Consider the following 19757-nt stretch of genomic DNA (forward strand, 5'->3'; position numbering starts at 1 on the left):
CCGCCCGGTTAAAAATTGTGTGGGCCGATTCTCCCGCAGTGGGTGACCGTCAGTCTCGGCCGTGCCGCGTCAGGCACGTCGGCAGCCCCTGAATCTCGACGGGTTCGGAGTTGTCCGGCGAGTAGACGACCATCTGGCCTTTCTCCATGTAGGGGACTTTCGACTGCAGCGACGACGGGATGTTCACGGCGTTGATGGCGTCCTCGTCGCCGAGGTTCAAGACGACCGTCGTGTTCACCTGCTTGAACACGGGGTCGGCGATGTCCTGGGGGTCCTGCGTGATGAGGAAGAGGCCGAGGCGCTCCTTGCGGCCCTGCTTGGCGGCCTCCGTGAACTTCCCGACGACCTTGTTCGCCTGCACGCTGTCGGCGTCGGCGAGGAAGTTGTGCGCCTCGTCCATCCCGACGACCAGCGGCGTCTCCTTGATGGACTCGTACCGCGGGTCGTTCGAGAGCTTCTGGTCGACCAGCAGGCTCGACACCGCGAGCACCACCGTCTCGGCCGCCCGCGAGTTGCTGATGTGGTAGGTCGGCACCACCGACAGCCGGCCCGGCCGGACGAACTGGCGGTTCTCCACGAGCTCCGTGATCGAGCGCGCGTCCTGGTCGAACAGCCCCGACGGCATCCCGTGGACGCGCCGCAGCACGGCCTCGTAGGTCGCCTCGTGGACGCGCCCGGACTCGTCGAGCTCCTCCTTCAGCGCGGGGTCGTCGAGGAACGAGCAGAACTCCCGGTACGTACCGCCAGCGCCGTAGTTGTCGAAGAACCGGTCGAGCAGCAGGCGGAGCGCGCCGTACTGGTTGTCGTTGAGGCCGCTGGACGCGACCAGCCACGGGTTGTCCCGGACCATCGAGAACGGCACCGTGAACTCCACGCGCTCGGCGTCGTGGTGGGCGGCCGCGTACGACGCCGAGCCGACCTTCGGCACGAACGCGACGGTGTCGTCGTGGCCGCCGTGGGCGAGCCCCTGGGTCTCCCAGCGGCGCTCGTCGCCGGCGTCGGCCTCGGGGTTGTCGTCGTGCATCTGGGCGTACTCGTCCTGCGGGTCGAACTGGACGACCGCGAGCCGGCGCTCCGCGCCGCCCGCGTCCACGGGGTAGCGGCGGTCCTCGTGGAGGTACTGCCGGAGCACGTTCTTCGCGGAGTGCGTCTTCCCGGAGCCGGTGCCGCCCGCGACGAGCGTGTGCCGGAAGACCAGCGGGTCGCCGGCCTCGTAGTCGTCTTTCACGCGGTAGTCGATGGTCGGCGGCTCCGCGGCGGTCCGGACCTTCTCGCCGCCCACGGAGAGGTGGCCGAGGAAGACGCCGTCCTCCGGGATTTTGAGTCCGGTCTTGATCTCGGTGGCGTCGTCGGCCGCGCGCACGACCGTCTCGGGCTTGGGGACGCGGTCGGCCATCCGGCGCTTGAGGTCGTCCCCATCACGGTAGAGGACCGCGACGGGGTCCAGTTCTGCGAGGAACTTGTAGTCCTGCTCGTCGACGCTTTCGGAGCGCATCGCGCGTCGGGCGTGAATCTCGGTGGCGTCGTCGCTCTGGAACGCCTGCACGTACTCCAGACCGGTGATCTTGCAGAACAGCTTCTCGCCGCCCGGGTACGGCGCGACGAGGTACGTGCCGAGCCGGACCGCCGAGCGGTTGCCCGCGGTGACGTACGCCTTCAGCGTGGTCTCCTGGCCGTCCTCGTGGATGCGGAGCCCCTCCGAGACGGCGAGCGCGCCGAGCCCGTCGTCGCTGCCGGTGTCGTCGAGGTCCGGCCGCTCGAAGTCGGCGTCGTCGTCGGCGGCGTCCGCGTCGTCGCCGCGGTCGTGGTCCGCGAAGTCCCCGAGGTCGCTCATGCTCCCGTGGTGGCGGGCCGCGCACTAACCGCTTTCCCTCGAACCGGAAGGGCTTAGGGACTGGTCGGCCGCCGTCCGACGATGCTCTCCACGGTCGAGAATACGGCAGTTCGAGCGTGTCTCGCTGGCGGCCGCCACCTCCGCGAGCGCTTCGGCCGCGAGGTCGACGCGGAGTTCTCCCGCTACGACGTGAAGTCCGCCGCGGACCGCGCGAGCGAGGAACGGATGCTCGACGTGATTCGCGACTCGCACCCCGACCACGCGGTGTACGCCGAGGAGTCCGGGGACGTCTCCGTCGGCGGCGAGTACCGCTGGGTGGTCGACCCGCTCGACGGCACGAACAACTTCGTCTCGGGGCTGCCGTCGTTCGCGACTGCGGCCGCGGTCCTCGACGACGACGGGCCGGCGATCGGCTGCGTCTACGTGCCGGTGAGCGACGACCTCTACGTCGCGCGCCGCGGCGGCGGCGTCCGCTACGACGGCGACTACGTCTCCGCCGACGGGGACGTGCCGACGGAGAAGGCGACGGTGGCGTTCGTCATCGGGCACGACGTGAAACGCGACGGGCGGCTGGACGACGCTGCGGCGATGCAGGCGGCGCTCGGCGACGCCACCAAGCGCGTCGTCGAGAGCTGGTCGCCGTGCGTCCACTGGGGCGCGCTGGCGCGCGGCCGCCTCGACGGCGTCGTCTGCTTCCACCCGGACGACGAGGAGCAGCACGTCGGCGAACTGCTCGCGTCGGAGGCCGGCGCGTCGACCGCGCGACCCGGCGACGGTGTCTACGTCGCGGCGACGACGCCGGCTGTCCGCGACGACCTGATAGCAGCGGTCCGGTAGCTCGCGTCAGCGCGCTTATGGCAGTCGCGCCCGTACCACCGGGCATGTTGCTGGTCCGGGGCTCGGCGGGCGGGACGGCGCTGACGGGGACGCTGTACGAGCGCGGCGAGGAGCCGCCGTCGTTCAAGGGCGCGCCCGACGAGGCGGCGCCGTACGTCTGGGTCTGCGACGAGTTCTACGCGGTCGAGAGCGGTGGGAGCGTCCAGCAGGTCGGCGGCCAGGACGTCAACGTGGCGTTCGAGTCGCCGATGCCCCGGGGGTTCGACACTCGCGACCAGGCCCTGGAGGCGGCCCGCGAGCACGTCCGTACGCAGTTCGCGCGCATCGGCGTCGACCCCGCGGACGTCGACATCGAGGTCGAACCCGAGCACGAAGCCCGGGCTTAGGGGTCGGTGTAGTCGTCGAACGCTCGCACGGCGACGCGCGCGGAGACGGCGGCGAGGATTCCCGCGAGGAGCACGCCGACAGCGAACGCGCCGACGTGGACGCCGGTGGTCGTGACGCCGAGCGGGTTCGCGAGCGCGCCGGCCGCTCCGGGTGATTGGGCGCCGGTCGCGATGCCCGCGGTGAGGAGGAAGGCGAGCGTGTAGACGCCGAACGCCCACATCGAGGGGACGACGACTTCGCGGTTCCGGGTGACGTTCGTGGCGTCGTGTTTCGGGTACGTGGTGCCGACGCCCGTCGCGAGTGCGGCCGCGAGCACCGGGAGGACGGCGGCCGCGGCGACGGTGCACGCGAGCGCGACGGGCGGCAGCGGGCTGAGGACTGCGAGTCCACCAGCGACGGCGAGCGTGAGCGGGACGCCGAACGCGGCGCTGGCGACGACGAGGCCGCCGACGAACTCGCGGCCGGAGACGCCGGAGGTGGCGGTCACGGGGAGGACGGCGCCCTCGTCGCCGAGCGGGTTGAGCGTGAACGCGGCGCCGGTCATCCACGCGCCGTACAGCGCGACCGAGGGCGGGAGGGAGGCGGTGACGCGGCCGGCTTCGACGCTCGCCTGCACGGGCGTCACGAGCAGGAACGCGGGGTACGCGACGAACACGAGCTTGATGGGGGCGCGGCGGGCGCGCAGCCAGCTCTTGCGCGCGACCCACGCGGCGCGCCGGCCGACGAGGCCGTCGAGGCGGCCGCCGGAGACCGAACCCGTTTCGCGCTCGCTCGCGGTGACGCGCTCGCTGTACCAGCGGCGCTCGGAGAGCCGGACGCTCGCGAGCACGCCGCCGAGCGAGAAGACGACGGAGCCCGCGAGGACCGCGGCGGCCTGCAGCGCGCTCGCGGACGGGACGACCGCGAGCACCGCGAGGTCGGCGTACCACGAGATCGGGGACGCCGCGGCGACGTCGAGGATGGGCGCGATGGCCTCGTCGAACGTGCCGGAGACGATGAGCCCGAAGTACGCGAGGAACGCGGCCGCGCCGATGAGCGTCTTGAAGCGGTCGACGAGCGCGGACCGGCTGCCGAGGTAGGCGACGCCGACGCCGACCGGGAACCCGACGAGGAACGCGGTGGTGGTGAGCGCGACGGTGGCGAGCGCGGCGAGCGGGAACGCCAGCGGCGATCCCGCGCCGAGCGCGAACGCGGCCGAGGCGACGACCAGCGGGACGACGAACAGGCCAGCGGCGCGCACGTAGCCCGCGAGCAGGAGGCCGCCGACGACGTCGCGGGCGGGGACGGTGGTGAGGTAGCCGTCGCGGGCGTCGATGTCGCCGAGCTGGACGAGCGTCATGTACGCCGCCATGAACAGCACGGCGGTGGCGAGCGCGGCGGGGACGAGGTCGACGAGCAGCCCCGCTCCGTCGGGGTCTTCGGCGAACCCCCTCCCCGCGAGGTACGCGCCGTAGCTCGCCGCCACGGTGAACGCGGCGCCGAAGGCGACGACGAGGGCGACCGCGGCGATCTGGGCGGTGCTCTTCCCGCGGAACTTCCGCCAGCCGACGCGGAGCTCGTTGGCGGCGATGCTGACCGCGTGGCCGGCGTCCGGGAGCGCGGGCATCTCAGGCCTCCCCGGTTGCTTCGTCGCCGATGCCGCCGGTGACTTCGAGGAAGACGTCTTCGAGCGTGCGCTCGTCGCCGGACTCCGCGCGGGTCTTGAGGTGGTCGGGCGACCCCTCGGTGACGAGGCGGCCGTCGTAGAGCACGCCGACGGTGTCCGCGAGCTCGTCGACGACCGGGAGGATGTGCGTCGAGAGGAACACCGTGGCGTCGCCCTCGGTGAGGTCCGCGATGGTGTCACGGACGGTGCGGGCGGCCCGCGGGTCCAGGCCCGACGTGGGTTCGTCGAGGAAGAGCACGTCGGGGTCGTGGAGCATCGCCTGGATGATGCCGACCTTCTGTTTCATCCCCTTCGAGTACGCGCCGATGCGCTTGTCGGCGTCACCGGCGAGCGAGAACCGCCCGAGCAGGTCGTCGATGCGGGCCTCGGCGTCGGCCTCGGGGAGGTCGCGGAGGCCGGCGATGTACCGCAGTTGCTCGCGGCCGGTGAGCTCGGCGTGCAGCGGCGGCTCCTCGGGGAGGTAGCCGATGTTGGAGACGACGGAATCGCGGTCTTCGATGTTAGCGCCGGCGACCGTGCCGGTGCCGTCGCTCGGCTTCGTGAGCGTCGTGAGCATCCGCATCGTGGTCGTCTTCCCGGCGCCGTTCGGCCCGAGGAAGCCGTAGACGTTGCCCTCGGGGATGGCGAGGCTGAGCCCCTCGACGGCGGTCTCGTCGCCGTACCGCTTCGTGAGGTCGCGCGTTTCGATGGCGCGGTCGGTCATTGCCGAAAATTGCCCGCTCCCCGGTCTTAAAGGTGGACGCGGGTTCGCTGCGCGCGCAATCAGGCGTCCGGCCAGCGCTGGTCGTCGTAGTTCTCGTCGCGCCGGCTGTCGAAGGACTGCTCGAGCTTGCGGACGAGTTCCGCCTTCTCGGTGGCGCCGATGCGCGCGAGCTCGTCGGCTTTCGCGACGGGCTTGGGCGGGCCGGCCTCGGCGGCGACCTGGCTCGTGACGTAGCGCTCGACGGCGTCCCGGCAGTCCTCGTCCTCGGCGAACGCGCACGGTAGCTCGACCTTGTGCACGAGGTCCGTGCGGGGGTCGTAGACGACGAAGAACGCGACCTCGTAGCACTCCGCGGGGAGCTCGCGCTCGACGCCGAGTTCGCTGGCGTCCGCGAACACGCCGTCCGCGCCGAGCGTGGACGTGAACCAGCCCGTCCACGCGAGGTCGTCGGTGACGCGCTCGTAGTCGTCGCCGTCGAACTCGCGGCGTTCGAGCACCTGCGAGAAGAACGCGGCGTCGCTGGCCCACGGCGTCGGCCGGCCGCGGTCGCGGAGCGCGCGCACGAGCGCCTGACTCGCCGGGCTCTTCACGAACCCCGCGAGCGGCACGTCCTTCTCGGCGAAGCGCTCGACGAGCCGGACGTAGTTCTCCAGGACTTCCGCCACCAGTTCGTTCTCGGTGACGAGGTCCGCGAGACTGGCGTGGCGGTCCGCCCAGTTCACGAGCTGCTTCGGGTAGACCGGACCGTCCAGTAGCAGCAAGTCGTCGACTTCGCCGGCGTGTTCGAGGGCGTGGTGGCTCTCCGCGAGGTAGAGCGCGAGCCCGTGGACGACGCGCTCCTGGTCGCGGGCGAGCGGCGCGGTGTGGACGATGCGGCCGCGCCAGTACCCCTCGTCGCGTTTGCGCCAGTCGGTGCCCATCTTCACGGTGGCGTCGTTGGAGTGGACGCTCGTGATGGTGGTGCGGGAGCGGTGGAGGTCGAGGTCGCTGGGGGTCGCGCTCATCGCGGCCTGCGCGAGGTCGAGCACCAGGCCGTTCTTGAACGTCTTCGGGTTGATGGTGCCGGAGTCGAGGCCGTGGGCGGTGTCGAACGGCGACGGCTGGAGCGCGAGTTCCTCGACGTCGGCGACGCAGCGGCGCTGTTCGCCGAGCGGTTCGAGCACGGGGCCGTCGTCGCCGTAGAGGGGGTCGAGGTAGTTCGCCCACGTCTCCTCGGCGACGTCGCGGTGCTCCTCGGCGTCCACCTCGTGGCGAATCTGGCTGGCGAGGTCCGCGATGCCGTCGAAGTGGACGGGGTCGAGGGTCATGGCCGTGCCTGCGAGGCGGAGGGTCAAATAGGCCGCCGGTCTCGGGCGGTTTACTCGCGACCGAGCGAACTTTTGTCAGAATAGTTAAATTGCTGTGCGTGGTAGGTAGTCGTAGATGTCGCAGGGCGACTCCGCGGTCAACTGGCGGCGCACCGACGACGGCGTCGAACTGTACGACGAGACGAACCCCGACGCGTGGATCCGGATGGCGGTCGAACCCGGCGCGCCCGCCGAGGAGCGGCCGTACAGCGTCTGCCCGGAGTGCGGGCTCGTCGCCGCCCAGCGCACCGTCCCCGGCCGGCACATGGCGTGCGCGGACTGCGGCGCCGAGTTCGACGTCGACGCGGCGACCGACGCCCGCGCGCCCGACGGCGACTGACGCGGGCGGCGTGCCGCGGACGACACCTAAATACGGACGGCCGCCGCACTCTCGACCATGCAGGCCGCGCTGGTGATTCTCGACGGCTGGGGGCTCGCCGACCACGACTACCGAGGCGGCAACGCCGCCTCGACGTCCCACTCGCAAGACTCGCGGGACCACTTGAACGCAGTCGAGGCAGCGGACACGCCGAACTTCGAGGCGTACGCCGACCGCGGCGGGTTCGCCACGCTCACCACGCACGGCCGCGAGGTCGGGCTGCCGCGCGGCCAGATGGGCAACAGCGAGGTCGGCCACCTCACCATCGGCTCCGGCCGGGTCGTCCTCCAGGAGTACACCCGCATCAACGACGCCATCGCGGACGGTGAACTCTGCGAGAACGACGCCATCGGCGGCGCGCTCGACCACGTCGAACGAACGGGCGGCCGTCTCCACGTCGTGGGCCTCGTCAGCGACGGCGGCGTCCACTCCGACCACGAGCACGTGCACGCGATCCTCGAGTGCGCCGCGAGCCGCGACCTCGCCGCGACCACGCACGCGTTCACTGACGGCCGCGACACCGCGCCCCACGGCGGCGAGAACTACCTCCAGACGCTCCAGGAGGTCGCCGACGAGTACGGCACCGGCGACGTCGCGACCGTCACCGGCCGGTACTACGCGATGGACCGCGACCAGAACTGGGAGCGCACGAAGCGCGCGTACGACGCCATCGTGAACCGGAACGGCGACCACCGCGCGGACTCGGCGGTCGAAGCGGTCCGGGAGAGCTACGACCGCGGCGACACGGACGAGTTCGTCGAGCCGACGACTGTCAGGGGTGGGGACGCGCTCAGCGAGGGCGACGCCGTCGTGTTCTGTAACTTCCGCGCGGACCGCGCGCGCCAGCTCGTCCGCATGCTCGCGGACGTCCGCCCCGAGGACTGGGAGGCCGAGGGCGTCTCGACGGACCCGCCTGCGGTGCCGGTGGCGACGATGACCGACTACGACGAGACGTTCGACCTCCCGGTCGCCTTCGAGTCCAAGCGCCCCGCGGACACGCTCGGGGAGGTGCTCGCCGAGCAGTCCCTCACGCAGCTCCGAGTCGCCGAGTCCGAGAAGTACCCCCACGTGACGTACTTCCTCAACGGCGGCCGCGAGGTCGAATTCCCGGGCGAACGTCGGGAAATCGTCGAGAGCCCGGACGTCCCCACGTACGACCTCGCGCCCGAGATGAGCGCCGCGGGCGTCACCGACGTCGCCCTCGACGTGCTCGACGCCGACGACCCGGACGCGCTCGTGTTGAACTACGCGAACCCCGACATGGTCGGCCACACCGGCGACTACGAGGCCGCGATCGAGGCGGTCGAAACAGTCGACGACCAGCTCGCCCGACTCGTTCCCGCGCTCCGCGACGCCGGTGCGGAGGTCCTCGTCACCGCCGACCACGGCAACGCCGACGACATGGGCACCCGCGACGACCCTCACACCGCGCACACGTTCAACCCCGTGCCGTTCGTCCACCTCCCCGCGGACGAGAGCGACGAGGGCGGACGCGCGGTCCGCGACGACGGCGCGCTCCGCGACGTTGCGCCGACGCTGCTGGACCTCGTCGGCGTCGAGAAACCGACCGCGATGACCGGCGAGACGTTACTGGATTAGCTGTCGTCCCGTCTCCCGGACACGCGCTCTCGCGCTTCTTCGCGGCTCATTCGCTCGGTGTTCTCGGCCTCCGAGCGCACCAGCGAGTACAGCACGAGCCCCGCGACTACCGCGAAGAGGGCGAACAGTCCAAACAGGGCGGCAGCGGACATACTCGGCCGTAGCCCGCCCAGCCACGTATTCGTTGTGTCAGTCCGCGGTGTAGACGACGTCGCCGTCCACGACGGTCGCCGCCACGTCGATGTCCCGGATTTCGCCGGGAGACTCCCACGGCGACTCGCCGAGCACCACGAGGTCCGCGAGCGCGCCGTCCTCGAGCACTCCCTGTTCGTCCTCCCGGAAGCCGGCGTACGCGCCGCCGCTCGTGTACGCGCGCAGCGCGTCCGTAACCGAGAGTTCCTGTGCTTCCGTCGGCGGGTTCACCGCGCAGTGGACGCCGAGCAGCGGGTCGAGGGGCATGCAGTCGCTGCCGAACGCCAGCGGCACGCCCGCCTCGCGGTAGGCCGGGAAGCGGTTGCTCGCCTCGCGGCGCTCCGTCCCGAGGCGGTCCTCGTAGAGACCCTCGCTGCCCGCCCACTTCAGGAAGTTCGGCTGCATCGACGCCACCACGCCCAGGTCGCTCATACGCTCGATGGCGTCGTCGCTCGCGAGCTCGACGTGTTCGATGCGGTGGCGGCTCGCGCCCGCGTCCGCGCAGTCCTCGTAGGCGTCGAGCACCGCGTCGATTGCCTCGTCGCCGATTGCGTGCGCGGTCACCTGCAGGCCGGCGTCGTCGGCGCGCGCCACGAGGTCAGCGAGCTCGTCGGGGCCGACGACCCACTGCCCGGTCTCCTCGGGCGCGTCCGCGTACGGCTCCGAGAGCTTGGCGGTGTGGCCGCCGAGGCTGCCGTCCGTGAACGTCTTCACGCCGCCGACCTCGACCATCCCGGAGCCGTGGTTCGTGCGCAGTCCCGTCTCTACGAGGGCGTCGAGGTGGTCGCTCCAGTAGTTCAGGCGCACGCGCACCGACAGCTCGCCCGCGCGGTCGAGTTCGCGGAACGCCCGCGGCGAGTGCGACTGCCGCACCATGTCGTGGACGGCGGTGACGCCGTTCTCGTTGGCCTCGCGCTGGGCCGCGCGCAGCAGCGACTTCGTCTCCTCGGGGCCGGCGTCGCCCGCGTCGTGGACGACTTCCACGGCGTCCTCGACGATGCGGCCGTCGCCGACCACGTCGCTGTCGGGCAGCTCGTCGCCGTACTCGTTGAGGACGACCGCGTTCACGGTCGCCGTGTGCATGTCCTCGCGGACGGCCGCCACCGGCCGGTCCTCGCTGACCGCGTCGAGGTCGGACTGCCGGAGGTCCTCGCCGCCCCACGCGGACTCGTCGTACCCGAACCCGAGCACCCACTCGTCGTCCGTTTCGGCGGCCCGCTCCCGGAGGCGCTCGGTGACTTCCTCGGGCGACGACGCGCCGCGGAGGTCGGCGTGGACGCCGTACCGCCCCACCATCTCCATGTGCGTGTGCGCGTCCACGAACCCCGGGAGGACGACGCGCCCGTCGAGGTCGACGACCTCCGTGCCGGTGCCGACGAGGAACCCGACGTCGTAGTCGTTGGCGAGCTGGACGACGCGCCCGTCCCGGACCGCGAGCGCGTCGTAGGTCTCGTCCGGGTCGCCGAGCGTGTGGACCTCGCCGTTCCGCAGCACGAGGTCGGCTGCCGCAGTCATGTCTCGAAGGCGGGCGGCCGGGCGCTTAGACGTTCGGGAAGCGGCCGACGGCGCTACTGCGTGGCGACGAGCCGGGAGACCTGCTCGCGCCACTCGTCGGCGCTGTCACGGAGCGTCTCGTAGCCGTACTGTAGCGTCTCCTCGGGGACGTGGGCGTACTGCTGCATGTCCTCGGGGAGGCTGGCGTCCGAGACGGTCGGGATGCCGACGTTCTTCACGGCGACCTCGCGCTGGGTCTCGGCCTCCAGCATGAAGTCCGCGAACGTGTGCAGGAAGTCGTCGTTGTCGCTGCCCGCGAACCCCGCGACGCCGGAGACGTACGCGTACCCCTGGTCGTTCGGGAACGCGATCTGGTGGCGGGACATGTCGGTGTCCTCGCTCTGGGAGGCGTACACCTGGTCGGTGCTGTAGGAGACGACCATCGCGGCCTCCTCGTTGGAGTACGCGCTGTACGCGGCGTTCCACGACCCCGACGTGCGGAGGCCGTTGTCGACGAGGCGTTCCCAGTAGTCGAGGAAGCCGTCCTCGCCGTACTGTTTGACCGTCCACAGCAGGAAGCTCAGCCCCGTCACCGTGTTCTGCGGGTTCGCGAGGATGAGCTCGTCCGCCCACGCGTCCTCCGTGAGGTCGTCGAGCGTCTCCGGGGCGTCGACTGCGTTCTCGTCGTAGACGATGCAGACGTACGACGACCCCGTGGGGAGCACGCGCTGCTGGGGGTCGAACCGGTAGGCGTCCACGACGTCTTCGCTGTTCGAGATGCGCGAGGTGTCGAACCCCTGGAACAGCGACTCGTCGAGGTTGCGGTCCGCGCGCACCAGTCCGGTCGGCGTGACGCCGACGTAGCCGTCCGCGCCGAGGTCGACGCCCTGCTGTTTCCGCTGGATGAAGTCGTTCAGCTCGTTCTCGCGGACGTCCCACTCGAAGTCGACGTCGTACTCGGACTCGAAGGCCTCCTTTACCCAGTCGCCCGCGCTCGTCGAGACGGCGTCGACGTACGCCTGCGTCGTCCCCATCGTCAGCGACTGCGGCTCGCCGCTCGTCGTCGCGGTCGTGCCGCCGGTGGTCGTGGTCGTCCCCTCCGTGGTCGCCGCTGTCGTCGAGTCGCCGCCCGTACTCGTGGTCTCGATGCAGCCCGCGAGCCCGAGCGCGGTCGTCGTCCCGACCGCAGCGACGAACCGGCGCCGGGAAGTCGAGCGCTCGCCGTCGCTCGCGTCGGTCACTGCTCGCTCACCTCCTCGCTGGCGGCCGTCCGGCCGAGGTGTGTCTCCACGCGGTCGACCTTCTCCTCGACGGCGAGGTCCTCCTCGCGGAAGTGATCGATTTTGAGCTTCGTGCTGACCCGGCCGGCGTCCACGGCCTCCGTCGCCCCCTTCGCGGCCGCGAACACCTCGTCGAGGCTATCGGCCTCGATGGTCGTCTCCATCGGGTGGGTCTCGTAGCGCACGTCGTACTCCTCCAGGGCGTCGATTGCTTTCGCGATCTCCGCGTCGAAGTCGACGTCCGGGCTGTCCAGCGGTGCGACCGACAGCATCGCGGTGACGGTCATACCACCACTTGCGATTACTCAGTAATATAATCGACTATTCACGCACCGAGTGCGTCGAACACCGCCGCTCGGGAAGGACAACCTTCAGGACGCCCCGCGAGTACCGACCTGTATGACCGACGCCAGCGACCTCGCCGACCGCGTGCAGGCCGGCGACCTCCGGCTCTACGAACTCGAGGACCACGCGGACGCCGACACCGCGGCCGCGGCGCGACGCGAACTCCTCGAACGCGAGACCGACGCGGACACGGACGCCCTCGGCGCGTTCGCGTTCGACGCCGACGAGGTCGACCCGAACATCGAGAACCTCGCGGGCGGCACCCAGCTCCCGCTCGGCGTTGCCGGCCCCATCGCGGTCGACGGCGGCGCCGCGGACGACGAGTTCTACCTGCCGCTGGCGACCACGGAGGGCGCGCTCGTCGCCTCCGTCAACCGCGGCTGCTCGGCGATTACGGCTGCCGGCGGCGCGAACGCCCGCGTGACGAAGGTCGGGATGACGCGCGCGCCCGTCTTCCGCGTCGAGGACGTCACCGAGGGCGCCGAGGTCGCGGAGTGGGTCGAGGAGCACTTCGACGCGCTCCGCGAGGCCGCCGAGAGCACGACGAGCCACGGCGAACTCACCGAGGTGACGCCGTACGTCGTCGGCGACAGCGTCTTCCTGCGATTCGCCTACGACACGAAGGACGCGATGGGGATGAACATGGCCACCATCGCCACCGAGGCCGCGGCCGACGTCGTCGAATCGGAGACGCCCGCCGAACTGGTCGCGCTCTCCGGGAACCTCTGCTCGGACAAGAAGCCCGCCGCCATCAACGCCGTGGAGGGCCGCGGCCGCACCGTCACTGCGGACGTCACCATCCCCCGGGACGTCGTCGAGGAGCGCTTCGACACCACGCCGGAGGCCATCGCGGAGGCGAACACGCGGAAGAACCTCGTCGGCTCCGCGAAGGCCGGCAGCCTCGGATTCAACGCGCACGCCGCCAACACCGTCGCCGCCGTCTTCCTCGCGACCGGGCAGGACGCCGCGCAGGTCGTCGAGGGGTCGAACGCCATCACGACCGTCGAGGACAGGGGCGACGAACTGTACGCCTCCGTGAACTTCGCGAGCCTCGAAGTCGGGACGGTCGGCGGCGGCACGAAACTCCCCACGCAGCGCGAGGCCCTCGACGTGCTCGGCGTGCGCGGCGGCGGCGACCCCGCCGGTTCGAACGCGGACGCGCTCGCGGAGATCATCGCGGCCGGCGCGCTCGCCGGCGAACTCAGCCTGCTCGCGGCGCTTGCCTCCCGGCACCTCTCCTCGGCCCACGCGGAACTCGGCCGCTGAGCCGGCCACTTTCACTTTCGCCCCGCGGCAGACACGGAGTTATTTTACTGTCGGCCGTGGACTGGAATATGAACGCACACTCGGGCGACGAGCCGGACGGACAGCCGCGAGCGAGGTGGATCGTGTTGGCGCTCCGGGTGCTGAAGCTCCTGCTCACGGTGCTCGTGCTCGCGCTGACGCTGCTGCGCGGGCTCGCCGGCGGGCCGCTCTAGTCGACGGCGAGCCACGCGAGGTACGCGCCCGCCGCCAGCACCACGACGACGCCGCCAGCGGTCAGGGCTCTGTTCTCCAGTTGCTCCCCAGCGAGCAACAGCAGCCAGCCGCCGACCGCGAGCAGGTTCCCGACGCCGGCCGCCGGCTCGCCCGCGAGCACGCGCAGCACCGCCGCGAGCGCGAACCCCGCTGCGAACACGCCGGCGAGCGCCGCGAGCAGCGACACGCCGACGAGCGGCCACGACGCGGCGCTCGCCAGGACCACGACGACCGCAGCGCTCACCAACGTCGCGCCGACGAGCAGCCGCCACGCCCGCACCTCCCGTCTACCCATCGTGCTGACGTGGCGGGGCCACCGCCAAGAGCGTGGCGGGTGACCGGGCTACAGCAGCCGGTAGCCGTCGCCGGTCTCGGTCACGTCGCCGGCGCGCCGCAACTTCTCCAGCGCGCGCTCGACGTACTCGCCGTCGACGCCGTGCTCGGCCGCGAACGCCTTCACCTCGGCCCCGGTGGGCTCGTCGAGTTCGCGCAGCGCCGTTCGCACGGCCTCGCGCTTCCCGAGGCTGCGCCCGGACTGCTCGACGCGGTCCTCGACGGCGGACACCTCGTCGACGTCGACGCCCGCCGAGTCGAGGAATTCCTCGTCGCTCATCCCCGCGTCCTCGGCGAAGTCCCCGAGCGTCGTGAAGTCCTCCAGCTCCGCGAACGCGTCGCCGTGGCCCGCGCGGTTCGCGAGCATCGACGCCCGCACCTCGCGAGCGTGGTCCTCGTCGTCGGTCTGCACGAACTTCCGGAGCTTCGAGAACTGGTGGCGGGTCTCGCAGCGCGGGCACCCCGACGTGTCGGGCCGCCCCTCCAGCACCCAGAGCCCGCCGCAGTTCGAGCAGCCGACGACAGCGTACGTCATCGTCGTTCGCTCGGGCGTCGTCGTGCATAAACGTCCCGTCCCGGGGTCGCTCGCCGCGCGAACGGGGCGAACGTTGATGGCGCCTCCGCCTGTCGGTCTCGACGTGACCGACGCCGACCGCAGCGACCGCTGGTGGCTACCGATAGCCGCGCTCGCCGCGACGCTCCCCGTGCTCGCCGTGTTCGCGCTCGTGCTGCCGCCGGACCCGGCCGCGATGCTGCCCGCGTTCGCCGTCGCCCTGCTCGGGTTCGCGCTCTCGCTGTCCTCGCCCGTGTTCCGCTACTTCGACAGGCGCTTCCTCGCCGCCGCGAGCGCGTGGACGCCCTCGGTCTGGTACTACCTGATGGCCGTCACCGCAGTCGCACCGCTGGTCGCCGCCGCGTACGTCTACCGCCGCAACCAGCGCGTCGGCGTTCCCGCGAACCCGTTCGCGGCCCGCCGCGGATAACCGACCGTTGTGCTTTCGCGCTAACTTTTATCGTCGTCGCCGTCACACCCACAACCATGGTTGGTGTCAACACACTACTATCGATGTACGAGAACGTGGTGACGGCGCGGCACTACGAGGAGCGACTGCAGGAAGTGTACCTCGAGGGCAAACAGCCCGCGTTCGACATCTCCGCCGGGACGATCCCCGGCGAACTCCACCTCGCGGCCGGCCACGAGGCAGCGGCCGCGGGCGTCTGCGCGCACCTCCGCGAGGAGGACACCGTGACCGCGCCCCACCGCCCGCACCACGTCGCCATCGCGAAGGGCGTCGACCTGCGACGGATGACTGCGGAGATTCTCGGCCGCGAGACCGGGCTCTGCAGGGGGAAGGGCGGCCACATGCACCTCTTCGACCCGGACGTGAACTTCGCGTGCAGCGGCATCATCGCGCAGGGCTGCCCGCCCGCGGTAGGCGCCGCGATGGCCGCCGACAAGCGCAACGAGGACAGCGTCGCCGTCGCCTACCTCGGCGAGGGCGCCGTCGACCAGGGCGCGTTCCTCGAGTCGCTGAACCTCGCGGCCGTCCAGAACCTCCCCGTGGTGTTCGTCGTCGAGGACAACGACTGGGCCATCAGCATGCCCCAGGAGCGGGTCACCGACGTCCACACACCCGCCGAACGGGCCGACGGCTTCGACATGCCGGGCGTGCGCGTCGACCACGACGACGCCGTCGCCGTCTACGAGGCGGCCCGCGACGCAGTCGGCCGTGCGCGAAACGGCAACGGCCCGACGCTGCTCGACGTACAGGTCCACCGCCGGATGGGTCACTTCATGGGGGACGCCGAGAGCTACCGACCCGACGAGGACAGCGAGCGCGCCCAGCGCCTCGACGCCATCGAGCGCCTCGCCGAGGATCTCCGGGAGCACGGCGTCGAGGACGCCGAACTGAACGAGATTCGGGAAGACGCCGAGGAGCGCGTCGAGGACGCCATCGAGTGGGCGCGTGACCAGCCCGAACCCGACCCGGAAGACGCCTACGAGGACGTGTTCGTGGACGAAACGGCCGCCGCCAGCGGGGGTGACGACTGATGTCCAAGCCCGCCAGCGACCCCGGTGAGGGGAGCGCCGACCGCGAGCTCACGATGAGCCGCGCGATGGTCGACGCGATCGCCTCGGAGATGCGCGAGAGCGAGGACGTCTTCTACATGGGCGAGGACGTCCAGGACTACGGCGGCATCTTCGACTCCACGGAGGGCCTGCTCGACGAGTTCGGGCGGGACCGAATTATGGACGTCCCCATCAGCGAGACGGCGTACGTCGGCGCGGCCGTCGGCGCCGCCCAGTCCGGGATGCGGCCCATCGCGGAGATCATGTTCGCTGACTTCGTCGGCGTCTGCCTCGACCAGGTGTACAACCAGATGGCGAAGAACACGTACATGAGCGGCGGCAGCGTCAACGTCCCGATGGTGCTGACGACCGCGGTCGGCGGCACGTACAACGACGCCGCCCAGCACTCGCAGACGCTGTACGGGCTGTTCGCGCACCTCCCCGGGATGAAGGTGGTCGTCCCGTCGACGGCGTACGACGCGAAGGGCCTGATGCACGCCGCCGTCCGCGACGACGACCCCGTCGTCTACATGTTCCACAAGCGCCTGATGGGCATCGGCTGGATGCCCGCGCCCGAGGGACCGAAGACACCCGTCCCGGACGAGGACTACACGATCCCGCTCGGCGAGGCGAACGTGAAACGCGAGGGCGACGACGTCACTGTGGTCACACTCGGCCTGCACGTCCACCGCGCACTCGAAGCCGCCGACGAACTCGAGGGCGACGTGGACGTCGAAGTGATCGACCTCCGGACGCTCGTCCCGTTCGACACCGAGACGGTCGTCGACTCCGTGCGGAAGACCGGGAACCTCGTGGTCGTCGACGAAGACTACGAGTCGTTCGGCGTGACCAGCGAAGTCACCGCGCGCGTCGCCGAGCGCGCTCCCGAGGCCTTGGAGGCGGTCGAGCGCGTCGCGGTGCCGGACGTCCCCATCCCGTACTCGCGGCCGCTGGAGAACGAGGTCAACCCAGACAGCGACGACATCGTCGAGGCCGTCGAGTCCCTCAAATGAGCGTGGACATCGACTCTGCCGACGTCTGGCCCGAGGACGCCGACGACGTCGACGAGGCCGTCGTCTCGAACTGGTTCGTCCGCGAGGGCGGCAGCGTCGAGGAAGGCGAGACGGTCTGCGAGATCCAGATCGAGAAGGTCAGCGTCGACGTCCCCGCGCCGGCCGGCGGCACGCTCGCGGAGCGAACAGTCCCGGAGAACGGCGAGTTCGCACGCGGCGACGTCCTCGGCCGCATCGAAGCACTCGACTGAGGCGAGTTCTTCGGGCCCTCGGCTTCCGCCGACGACATCGACACCTAGCGCTCGACCGCGAACCCTTCGTCTTCGAGGACGTCTTTCACGCGGTCCTCGTGGTCGCCCTGCACCTCGACGCTGGTCTCCTTGGCGGTGCCGCCGGCGCCGAGGCGCTTCTTCAGCGTCGTCGCCACGTCACCGACGTCCGTGGCGTCCGGGTCGAACCCCTCCACGACAGTGACCGGTTTGTCGTACGTGCGCCGCTCGACGCGGACCGACAGCTCCTGCTCGGCGCGCGCGAGGTCGTCCATTCCCGGTACGTCGGCTCCCTCGAACGGGTCGTCGTCTGACACACTACAGCGTACGCCGTCGAGACGCAAGTACGTTGCCGCCGCAGCGCTGTCGGCCGGTAGCGCGCCGAAAGAAAACAGGCGTGAAAGCGACTTACGCGAGTTCCTCGATGCGCTCGACGACTTCCTCGGCGTACTCGGAGGTGGAGAGCTTCTCGCCGCCCTCGACCTGCCGTTCGAGGTCGTAGGTGACGCGGTGCTCGCTGATCTGGCCCTCGACGGCGTCGTGGACGAGGTCCGCGGCGTCGTCCCAGCCGATGTACTCCAGCATGAGCTTGCCGGAGAGGATCATCGCGGTCGGGTTCGCCTTGTCCTTGCCGGCGTGCTTGGGCGCGGAGCCGTGGACGGGCTCGGCGAGCACGCGGCCGTCGCCGAAGTTCGCGCCGGGCGCGATGCCGAGGCCGCCGATCTGGGCGCCCGCGGCGTCGCTGAGGTAGTCGCCGTTGAGGTTCGGCATCGCGAGGACGTCGTAGTTCTCCGTGCGCGTCAGGAGCTGCTGGAGCATGTTGTCCGCGATGCGGTCCTTGACGACGACCTTGTCCTCGGGGGCGTCGCCGTCGTGTTCCTCCCAGAGGGTGTCCTCGTCGATGGTCTGCTCGGGGAAGTCCTCCTCGGCGACCTCGTAGCCCCAGTCGCGGAACGCGCCCTCGGTGAACTTCATGATGTTCCCCTTGTGGACGAGGGTCACGGAGTCGCGGTCGTTCTCGATGGCGTACTCGATGGCGCGGCGGACGAGGCGCTTGGTGCCGTACTCCGTGATGGGCTTGACGCCGATGCCGACGTCGCCCTGGTGGATGGTCTCGTCGAAGCCCATGTCGTCCTCGACGAAGTCGCGTACCGCCTCGACGTCGTCGGTGCCGGCCTCCCACTCGATGCCGGCGTAGACGTCCTCGGTGTTCTCCCGGAAGTTCACCATGTCCATCTGCTCGGGGTCCTTCACGGGGGACGGGACGCCGTCGAGGTAGTACGTCGGTCGGACGTTCGCGTAGAGGTCGAGCTTCTTGCGGAGCGCGACGTTGAGGCTGCGGAAGCCGGCGCCGACGGGCGTCGTCAGCGGGCCCTTGATGGCGACGCGGTGCTCGCGGATGGTCTCGACGGTGTCCTCGGGGAGGTTCTCGTCGTACTCGTCGCGGGCGCTGCCGCCGGCGAGCACGCGCGCCCACTCGATGTTGCGTCCCGTCGCCTCCGCGGCGGCGTCGAGTACTTTCTGTGCGGCGGGCGCGACGTCCTTCCCGATGCCGTCCCCGAAGATGATGGGGATGATGGGGTTGTCGGGGACTTCGAGTTCGTCGGCGTCCGCGTCGTACGTGATCTTCTCCCCGCTCTCGGGGATGTCGACGTTGTCGTAGCTCATAGTCGTATGAAGGTCACCCGATACGCCTAAAAGAACTGCTGTTTCCGCCCGCCACGTCAACAATTACCGCGTCTCGGTCAGTCTCCCGTCTCGGGGGCCGGACGGACGAAGTCCGCGAGCGCGACGAGCAGTCCGAGCGTCCAGCCGACGGGCACCGCGAGCCCGAACCACATCCCGACGTAGGCGGCGCCCGCGAGCGTGAACCGCGAGCGCAGCGTCTCGGCGACGCCCGCGACCGAGAGCGGGTTGTCGAGCAGCCACACCGCGAACGTGTAGCTGCTCGGGAACACCCACTCGCCGAGCGTCGGCGAGTACAGCGCGGCGACGACGGGCGGCAGGAACACCGCGGTGACGCCGAACGGGTACGCGAGGAGTACGGTCGTCGCGCGGCCGCCCCAGCGCGCGAACGCCGTCGCGAGCGCCGCCGACACCACTGCGACCCCGCCGCCCGCGGCCACCGCGAACACGCCCTCGCGGGAGAACTCCAGCAGGTAGACGCCGACGGTCAGCCCCGCCCAGACGACCGTCGAGAGCCCGACGACGCCGAGGATGCCGAGCGCGAGCGCGGTGCCGTACAGCCGCCGCGCGTAGAACCGCACGGTGAATCCGGCGAGCGCGAGCGGGTAGCCGACCGCGAGCGCGAGCACGCCGAGCAGCGCCCACAGGCCGAACGCGACCCGCTGGGGGATCGTCTCGGGCTCCCAGCGTCCGAGCGTCGGGTGGGGGTCGCGCTGGCGCGGGAACGCGACGTCCATCCAGCCGACGTGCAGCCGCCCCAGGTCCGTGCGGAGCTGCTGCCACAGGCTCGGCGACGCCGCCTCCC

The 19757-nt window shown here is 70.8% G+C and carries 23 protein-coding genes; 10 read left to right on the forward strand and 13 right to left on the reverse strand.

Translation table 11 applies throughout. The annotated features are described in order from the left end of the window. Window positions 1-49 precede the first annotated feature (49 nt). Complete coding sequence (locus G9C83_RS09775) at window positions 50-1834, reverse strand: ATP-binding protein (protein WP_167245955.1); 1785 nt, start codon at window positions 1832-1834, stop codon at window positions 50-52. Window positions 1835-1915: 81 nt separating this feature from the next. On the opposite strand from G9C83_RS09775, the gene G9C83_RS09780 reads away from it, so the two are divergent. Next, window positions 1916-2671 carry an inositol monophosphatase gene (locus G9C83_RS09780; protein ID WP_167245956.1) on the forward strand — a complete coding sequence of 252 codons (756 nt, stop codon included), beginning with the start codon at window positions 1916-1918 and terminating at the stop codon, window positions 2669-2671. 44 nt (window positions 2672-2715) lie between these two features. Beyond that, complete coding sequence (locus G9C83_RS09785) at window positions 2716-3057, forward strand: hypothetical protein (RefSeq protein ID WP_167245957.1); 342 nt, start codon at window positions 2716-2718, stop codon at window positions 3055-3057. Here G9C83_RS09785 and G9C83_RS09790 read toward each other — a convergent pair. The 3 genes from G9C83_RS09790 to G9C83_RS09800 are packed head-to-tail and all read right to left on the reverse strand — an operon-like array spanning window position 3054 to window position 6734. Beyond that, window positions 3054-4664 carry a hypothetical protein gene (locus tag G9C83_RS09790; protein ID WP_167245958.1) on the reverse strand — a complete coding sequence of 537 codons (1611 nt, stop codon included), beginning with the start codon at window positions 4662-4664 and terminating at the stop codon, window positions 3054-3056. The genes G9C83_RS09785 and G9C83_RS09790 overlap by 4 nt on opposite strands. A gap of 1 nt (window position 4665) precedes the next feature. Continuing rightward, complete coding sequence (locus tag G9C83_RS09795) at window positions 4666-5427, reverse strand: ABC transporter ATP-binding protein (RefSeq protein WP_167245959.1); 762 nt, start codon at window positions 5425-5427, stop codon at window positions 4666-4668. A 59-nt stretch (window positions 5428-5486) separates the two neighbouring features. Then, window positions 5487-6734, reverse strand: a complete 1248-nt coding sequence (locus G9C83_RS09800) for a DNA double-strand break repair nuclease NurA (protein WP_167245960.1) — start codon at window positions 6732-6734, stop codon at window positions 5487-5489. 115 nt (window positions 6735-6849) lie between these two features. On the opposite strand from G9C83_RS09800, the gene G9C83_RS09805 reads away from it, so the two are divergent. Continuing rightward, on the forward strand, window positions 6850-7113 hold the full coding sequence (locus G9C83_RS09805) for a hypothetical protein (protein ID WP_167245961.1): 264 nt from the start codon (window positions 6850-6852) through the stop codon (window positions 7111-7113). 57 nt (window positions 7114-7170) lie between these two features. After that, complete coding sequence (gpmI, locus tag G9C83_RS09810; protein WP_167245962.1) at window positions 7171-8751, forward strand: 2,3-bisphosphoglycerate-independent phosphoglycerate mutase; 1581 nt, start codon at window positions 7171-7173, stop codon at window positions 8749-8751. Here gpmI and G9C83_RS09815 read toward each other — a convergent pair. From G9C83_RS09815 to G9C83_RS09830, 4 genes are read right to left on the reverse strand one after another with little or no spacing between them, the layout of a single operon-like run. Then, window positions 8748-8903 (reverse strand): hypothetical protein, encoded by a 156-nt coding sequence (locus G9C83_RS09815; RefSeq protein ID WP_167245963.1) that lies wholly within the window; start codon window positions 8901-8903, stop codon window positions 8748-8750. The two genes, gpmI and G9C83_RS09815, sit on opposite strands and share 4 nt — an antisense overlap. A 37-nt stretch (window positions 8904-8940) precedes the next feature. Further along, the gene (locus G9C83_RS09820) at window positions 8941-10458 is read right to left on the reverse strand and encodes an amidohydrolase (RefSeq protein WP_167245964.1); all 1518 of its coding nucleotides are present in this window, start codon (window positions 10456-10458) and stop codon (window positions 8941-8943) included. Window positions 10459-10511: 53 nt separating this feature from the next. Continuing rightward, entirely contained in the window at window positions 10512-11678 is a 1167-nt protein-coding gene (locus tag G9C83_RS09825) for a thiamine ABC transporter substrate-binding protein (protein ID WP_167245965.1), read from the reverse strand. Then, window positions 11675-12004: an MTH1187 family thiamine-binding protein gene (locus G9C83_RS09830; RefSeq protein WP_167245966.1), complete on the reverse strand. Its 330-nt coding sequence runs from the start codon at window positions 12002-12004 to the stop codon at window positions 11675-11677. Before G9C83_RS09830 ends, G9C83_RS09825 begins: the two co-directional genes overlap by 4 nt. Window positions 12005-12116: 112 nt before the next feature. Here G9C83_RS09830 and hmgA point away from each other — a divergent pair, with 112 nt between their 5' ends. Next, on the forward strand, window positions 12117-13328 hold the full coding sequence (hmgA, locus tag G9C83_RS09835) for a hydroxymethylglutaryl-CoA reductase (NADPH) (protein ID WP_167245967.1): 1212 nt from the start codon (window positions 12117-12119) through the stop codon (window positions 13326-13328). A gap of 68 nt (window positions 13329-13396) precedes the next feature. Further along, window positions 13397-13540 carry a hypothetical protein gene (locus G9C83_RS09840; RefSeq protein ID WP_167245968.1) on the forward strand — a complete coding sequence of 48 codons (144 nt, stop codon included), beginning with the start codon at window positions 13397-13399 and terminating at the stop codon, window positions 13538-13540. On the opposite strand, the gene G9C83_RS09845 is transcribed toward G9C83_RS09840, so the two are convergent. After that, complete coding sequence (locus G9C83_RS09845) at window positions 13537-13875, reverse strand: hypothetical protein (protein WP_167245969.1); 339 nt, start codon at window positions 13873-13875, stop codon at window positions 13537-13539. The genes G9C83_RS09840 and G9C83_RS09845 overlap by 4 nt on opposite strands. A 48-nt stretch (window positions 13876-13923) precedes the next feature. Further along, a complete protein-coding gene (locus G9C83_RS09850; protein WP_167245970.1) occupies window positions 13924-14448 on the reverse strand; it encodes a DUF5817 domain-containing protein in 525 nt (174 codons plus the stop codon). Window positions 14449-14551: 103 nt separating this feature from the next. Between G9C83_RS09850 and G9C83_RS09855 the strand changes: the two genes are divergently transcribed. The 4 genes from G9C83_RS09855 to G9C83_RS09870 all read left to right on the forward strand — a co-directional run bounded on the left by G9C83_RS09855 (window position 14552) and on the right by G9C83_RS09870 (window position 17248). Continuing rightward, entirely contained in the window at window positions 14552-14896 is a 345-nt protein-coding gene (locus tag G9C83_RS09855; protein WP_167245971.1) for a hypothetical protein, read from the forward strand. Window positions 14897-14979: 83 nt separating this feature from the next. After that, window positions 14980-15966: a thiamine pyrophosphate-dependent dehydrogenase E1 component subunit alpha gene (locus tag G9C83_RS09860; RefSeq protein ID WP_167247185.1), complete on the forward strand. Its 987-nt coding sequence runs from the start codon at window positions 14980-14982 to the stop codon at window positions 15964-15966. Then, entirely contained in the window at window positions 15966-16997 is a 1032-nt protein-coding gene (locus G9C83_RS09865) for an alpha-ketoacid dehydrogenase subunit beta (RefSeq protein WP_167245972.1), read from the forward strand. Before G9C83_RS09860 ends, G9C83_RS09865 begins: the two co-directional genes overlap by 1 nt. Further along, the gene (locus G9C83_RS09870) at window positions 16994-17248 is read left to right on the forward strand and encodes a lipoyl domain-containing protein (RefSeq protein WP_167245973.1); all 255 of its coding nucleotides are present in this window, start codon (window positions 16994-16996) and stop codon (window positions 17246-17248) included. The genes G9C83_RS09865 and G9C83_RS09870 overlap by 4 nt, the downstream gene beginning before the upstream one ends. A gap of 44 nt (window positions 17249-17292) precedes the next feature. On the opposite strand, the gene G9C83_RS09875 is transcribed toward G9C83_RS09870, so the two are convergent. The 3 genes from G9C83_RS09875 to G9C83_RS09885 form a co-directional block, all read right to left on the reverse strand. Further along, window positions 17293-17583: a translation initiation factor gene (locus G9C83_RS09875; protein ID WP_347877795.1), complete on the reverse strand. Its 291-nt coding sequence runs from the start codon at window positions 17581-17583 to the stop codon at window positions 17293-17295. A gap of 91 nt (window positions 17584-17674) precedes the next feature. Next, entirely contained in the window at window positions 17675-18934 is a 1260-nt protein-coding gene (gene icd / locus G9C83_RS09880; RefSeq protein ID WP_167245974.1) for an isocitrate dehydrogenase (NADP(+)), read from the reverse strand. A 77-nt stretch (window positions 18935-19011) separates the two neighbouring features. Next, window positions 19012-19689 (reverse strand): hypothetical protein, encoded by a 678-nt coding sequence (locus tag G9C83_RS09885; RefSeq protein WP_208288795.1) that lies wholly within the window; start codon window positions 19687-19689, stop codon window positions 19012-19014. Window positions 19690-19757 lie beyond the last annotated feature (68 nt).

The organism is Halobacterium sp. R2-5, from assembly GCF_011734195.1.
Classification (GTDB): domain Archaea; phylum Halobacteriota; class Halobacteria; order Halobacteriales; family Halobacteriaceae; genus Halobacterium.

Bases quoted from the DNA above. Each gene is read 5' to 3' on its own strand.
- G9C83_RS09775 (WP_167245955.1), bottom strand. From the start codon at position 1,834: ATGAGCGACCTCGGGGACTTCGCGGACCACGACCGCGGCGACGACGCG.
- G9C83_RS09780 (WP_167245956.1), top strand. From the start codon at position 1,916: ATGCTCTCCACGGTCGAGAATACGGCAGTTCGAGCGTGTCTCGCTGGC.
- G9C83_RS09785 (WP_167245957.1), top strand. From the start codon at position 2,716: ATGTTGCTGGTCCGGGGCTCGGCGGGCGGGACGGCGCTGACGGGGACG.
- G9C83_RS09790 (WP_167245958.1), bottom strand. From the start codon at position 4,664: ATGCCCGCGCTCCCGGACGCCGGCCACGCGGTCAGCATCGCCGCCAAC.
- G9C83_RS09795 (WP_167245959.1), bottom strand. From the start codon at position 5,427: ATGACCGACCGCGCCATCGAAACGCGCGACCTCACGAAGCGGTACGGC.
- G9C83_RS09800 (WP_167245960.1), bottom strand. From the start codon at position 6,734: ATGACCCTCGACCCCGTCCACTTCGACGGCATCGCGGACCTCGCCAGC.
- G9C83_RS09805 (WP_167245961.1), top strand. From the start codon at position 6,850: ATGTCGCAGGGCGACTCCGCGGTCAACTGGCGGCGCACCGACGACGGC.
- gpmI (WP_167245962.1), top strand. From the start codon at position 7,171: ATGCAGGCCGCGCTGGTGATTCTCGACGGCTGGGGGCTCGCCGACCAC.
- G9C83_RS09815 (WP_167245963.1), bottom strand. From the start codon at position 8,903: ATGTCCGCTGCCGCCCTGTTTGGACTGTTCGCCCTCTTCGCGGTAGTC.
- G9C83_RS09820 (WP_167245964.1), bottom strand. From the start codon at position 10,458: ATGACTGCGGCAGCCGACCTCGTGCTGCGGAACGGCGAGGTCCACACG.
- G9C83_RS09830 (WP_167245966.1), bottom strand. From the start codon at position 12,004: ATGACCGTCACCGCGATGCTGTCGGTCGCACCGCTGGACAGCCCGGAC.
- hmgA (WP_167245967.1), top strand. From the start codon at position 12,117: ATGACCGACGCCAGCGACCTCGCCGACCGCGTGCAGGCCGGCGACCTC.
- G9C83_RS09840 (WP_167245968.1), top strand. From the start codon at position 13,397: ATGAACGCACACTCGGGCGACGAGCCGGACGGACAGCCGCGAGCGAGG.
- G9C83_RS09845 (WP_167245969.1), bottom strand. From the start codon at position 13,875: ATGGGTAGACGGGAGGTGCGGGCGTGGCGGCTGCTCGTCGGCGCGACG.
- G9C83_RS09850 (WP_167245970.1), bottom strand. From the start codon at position 14,448: ATGACGTACGCTGTCGTCGGCTGCTCGAACTGCGGCGGGCTCTGGGTG.
- G9C83_RS09860 (WP_167247185.1), top strand. From the start codon at position 14,980: ATGTACGAGAACGTGGTGACGGCGCGGCACTACGAGGAGCGACTGCAG.
- G9C83_RS09865 (WP_167245972.1), top strand. From the start codon at position 15,966: ATGTCCAAGCCCGCCAGCGACCCCGGTGAGGGGAGCGCCGACCGCGAG.
- G9C83_RS09870 (WP_167245973.1), top strand. From the start codon at position 16,994: ATGAGCGTGGACATCGACTCTGCCGACGTCTGGCCCGAGGACGCCGAC.
- icd (WP_167245974.1), bottom strand. From the start codon at position 18,934: ATGAGCTACGACAACGTCGACATCCCCGAGAGCGGGGAGAAGATCACG.
- G9C83_RS09885 (WP_208288795.1), bottom strand. From the start codon at position 19,689: ATGGACGTCGCGTTCCCGCGCCAGCGCGACCCCCACCCGACGCTCGGA.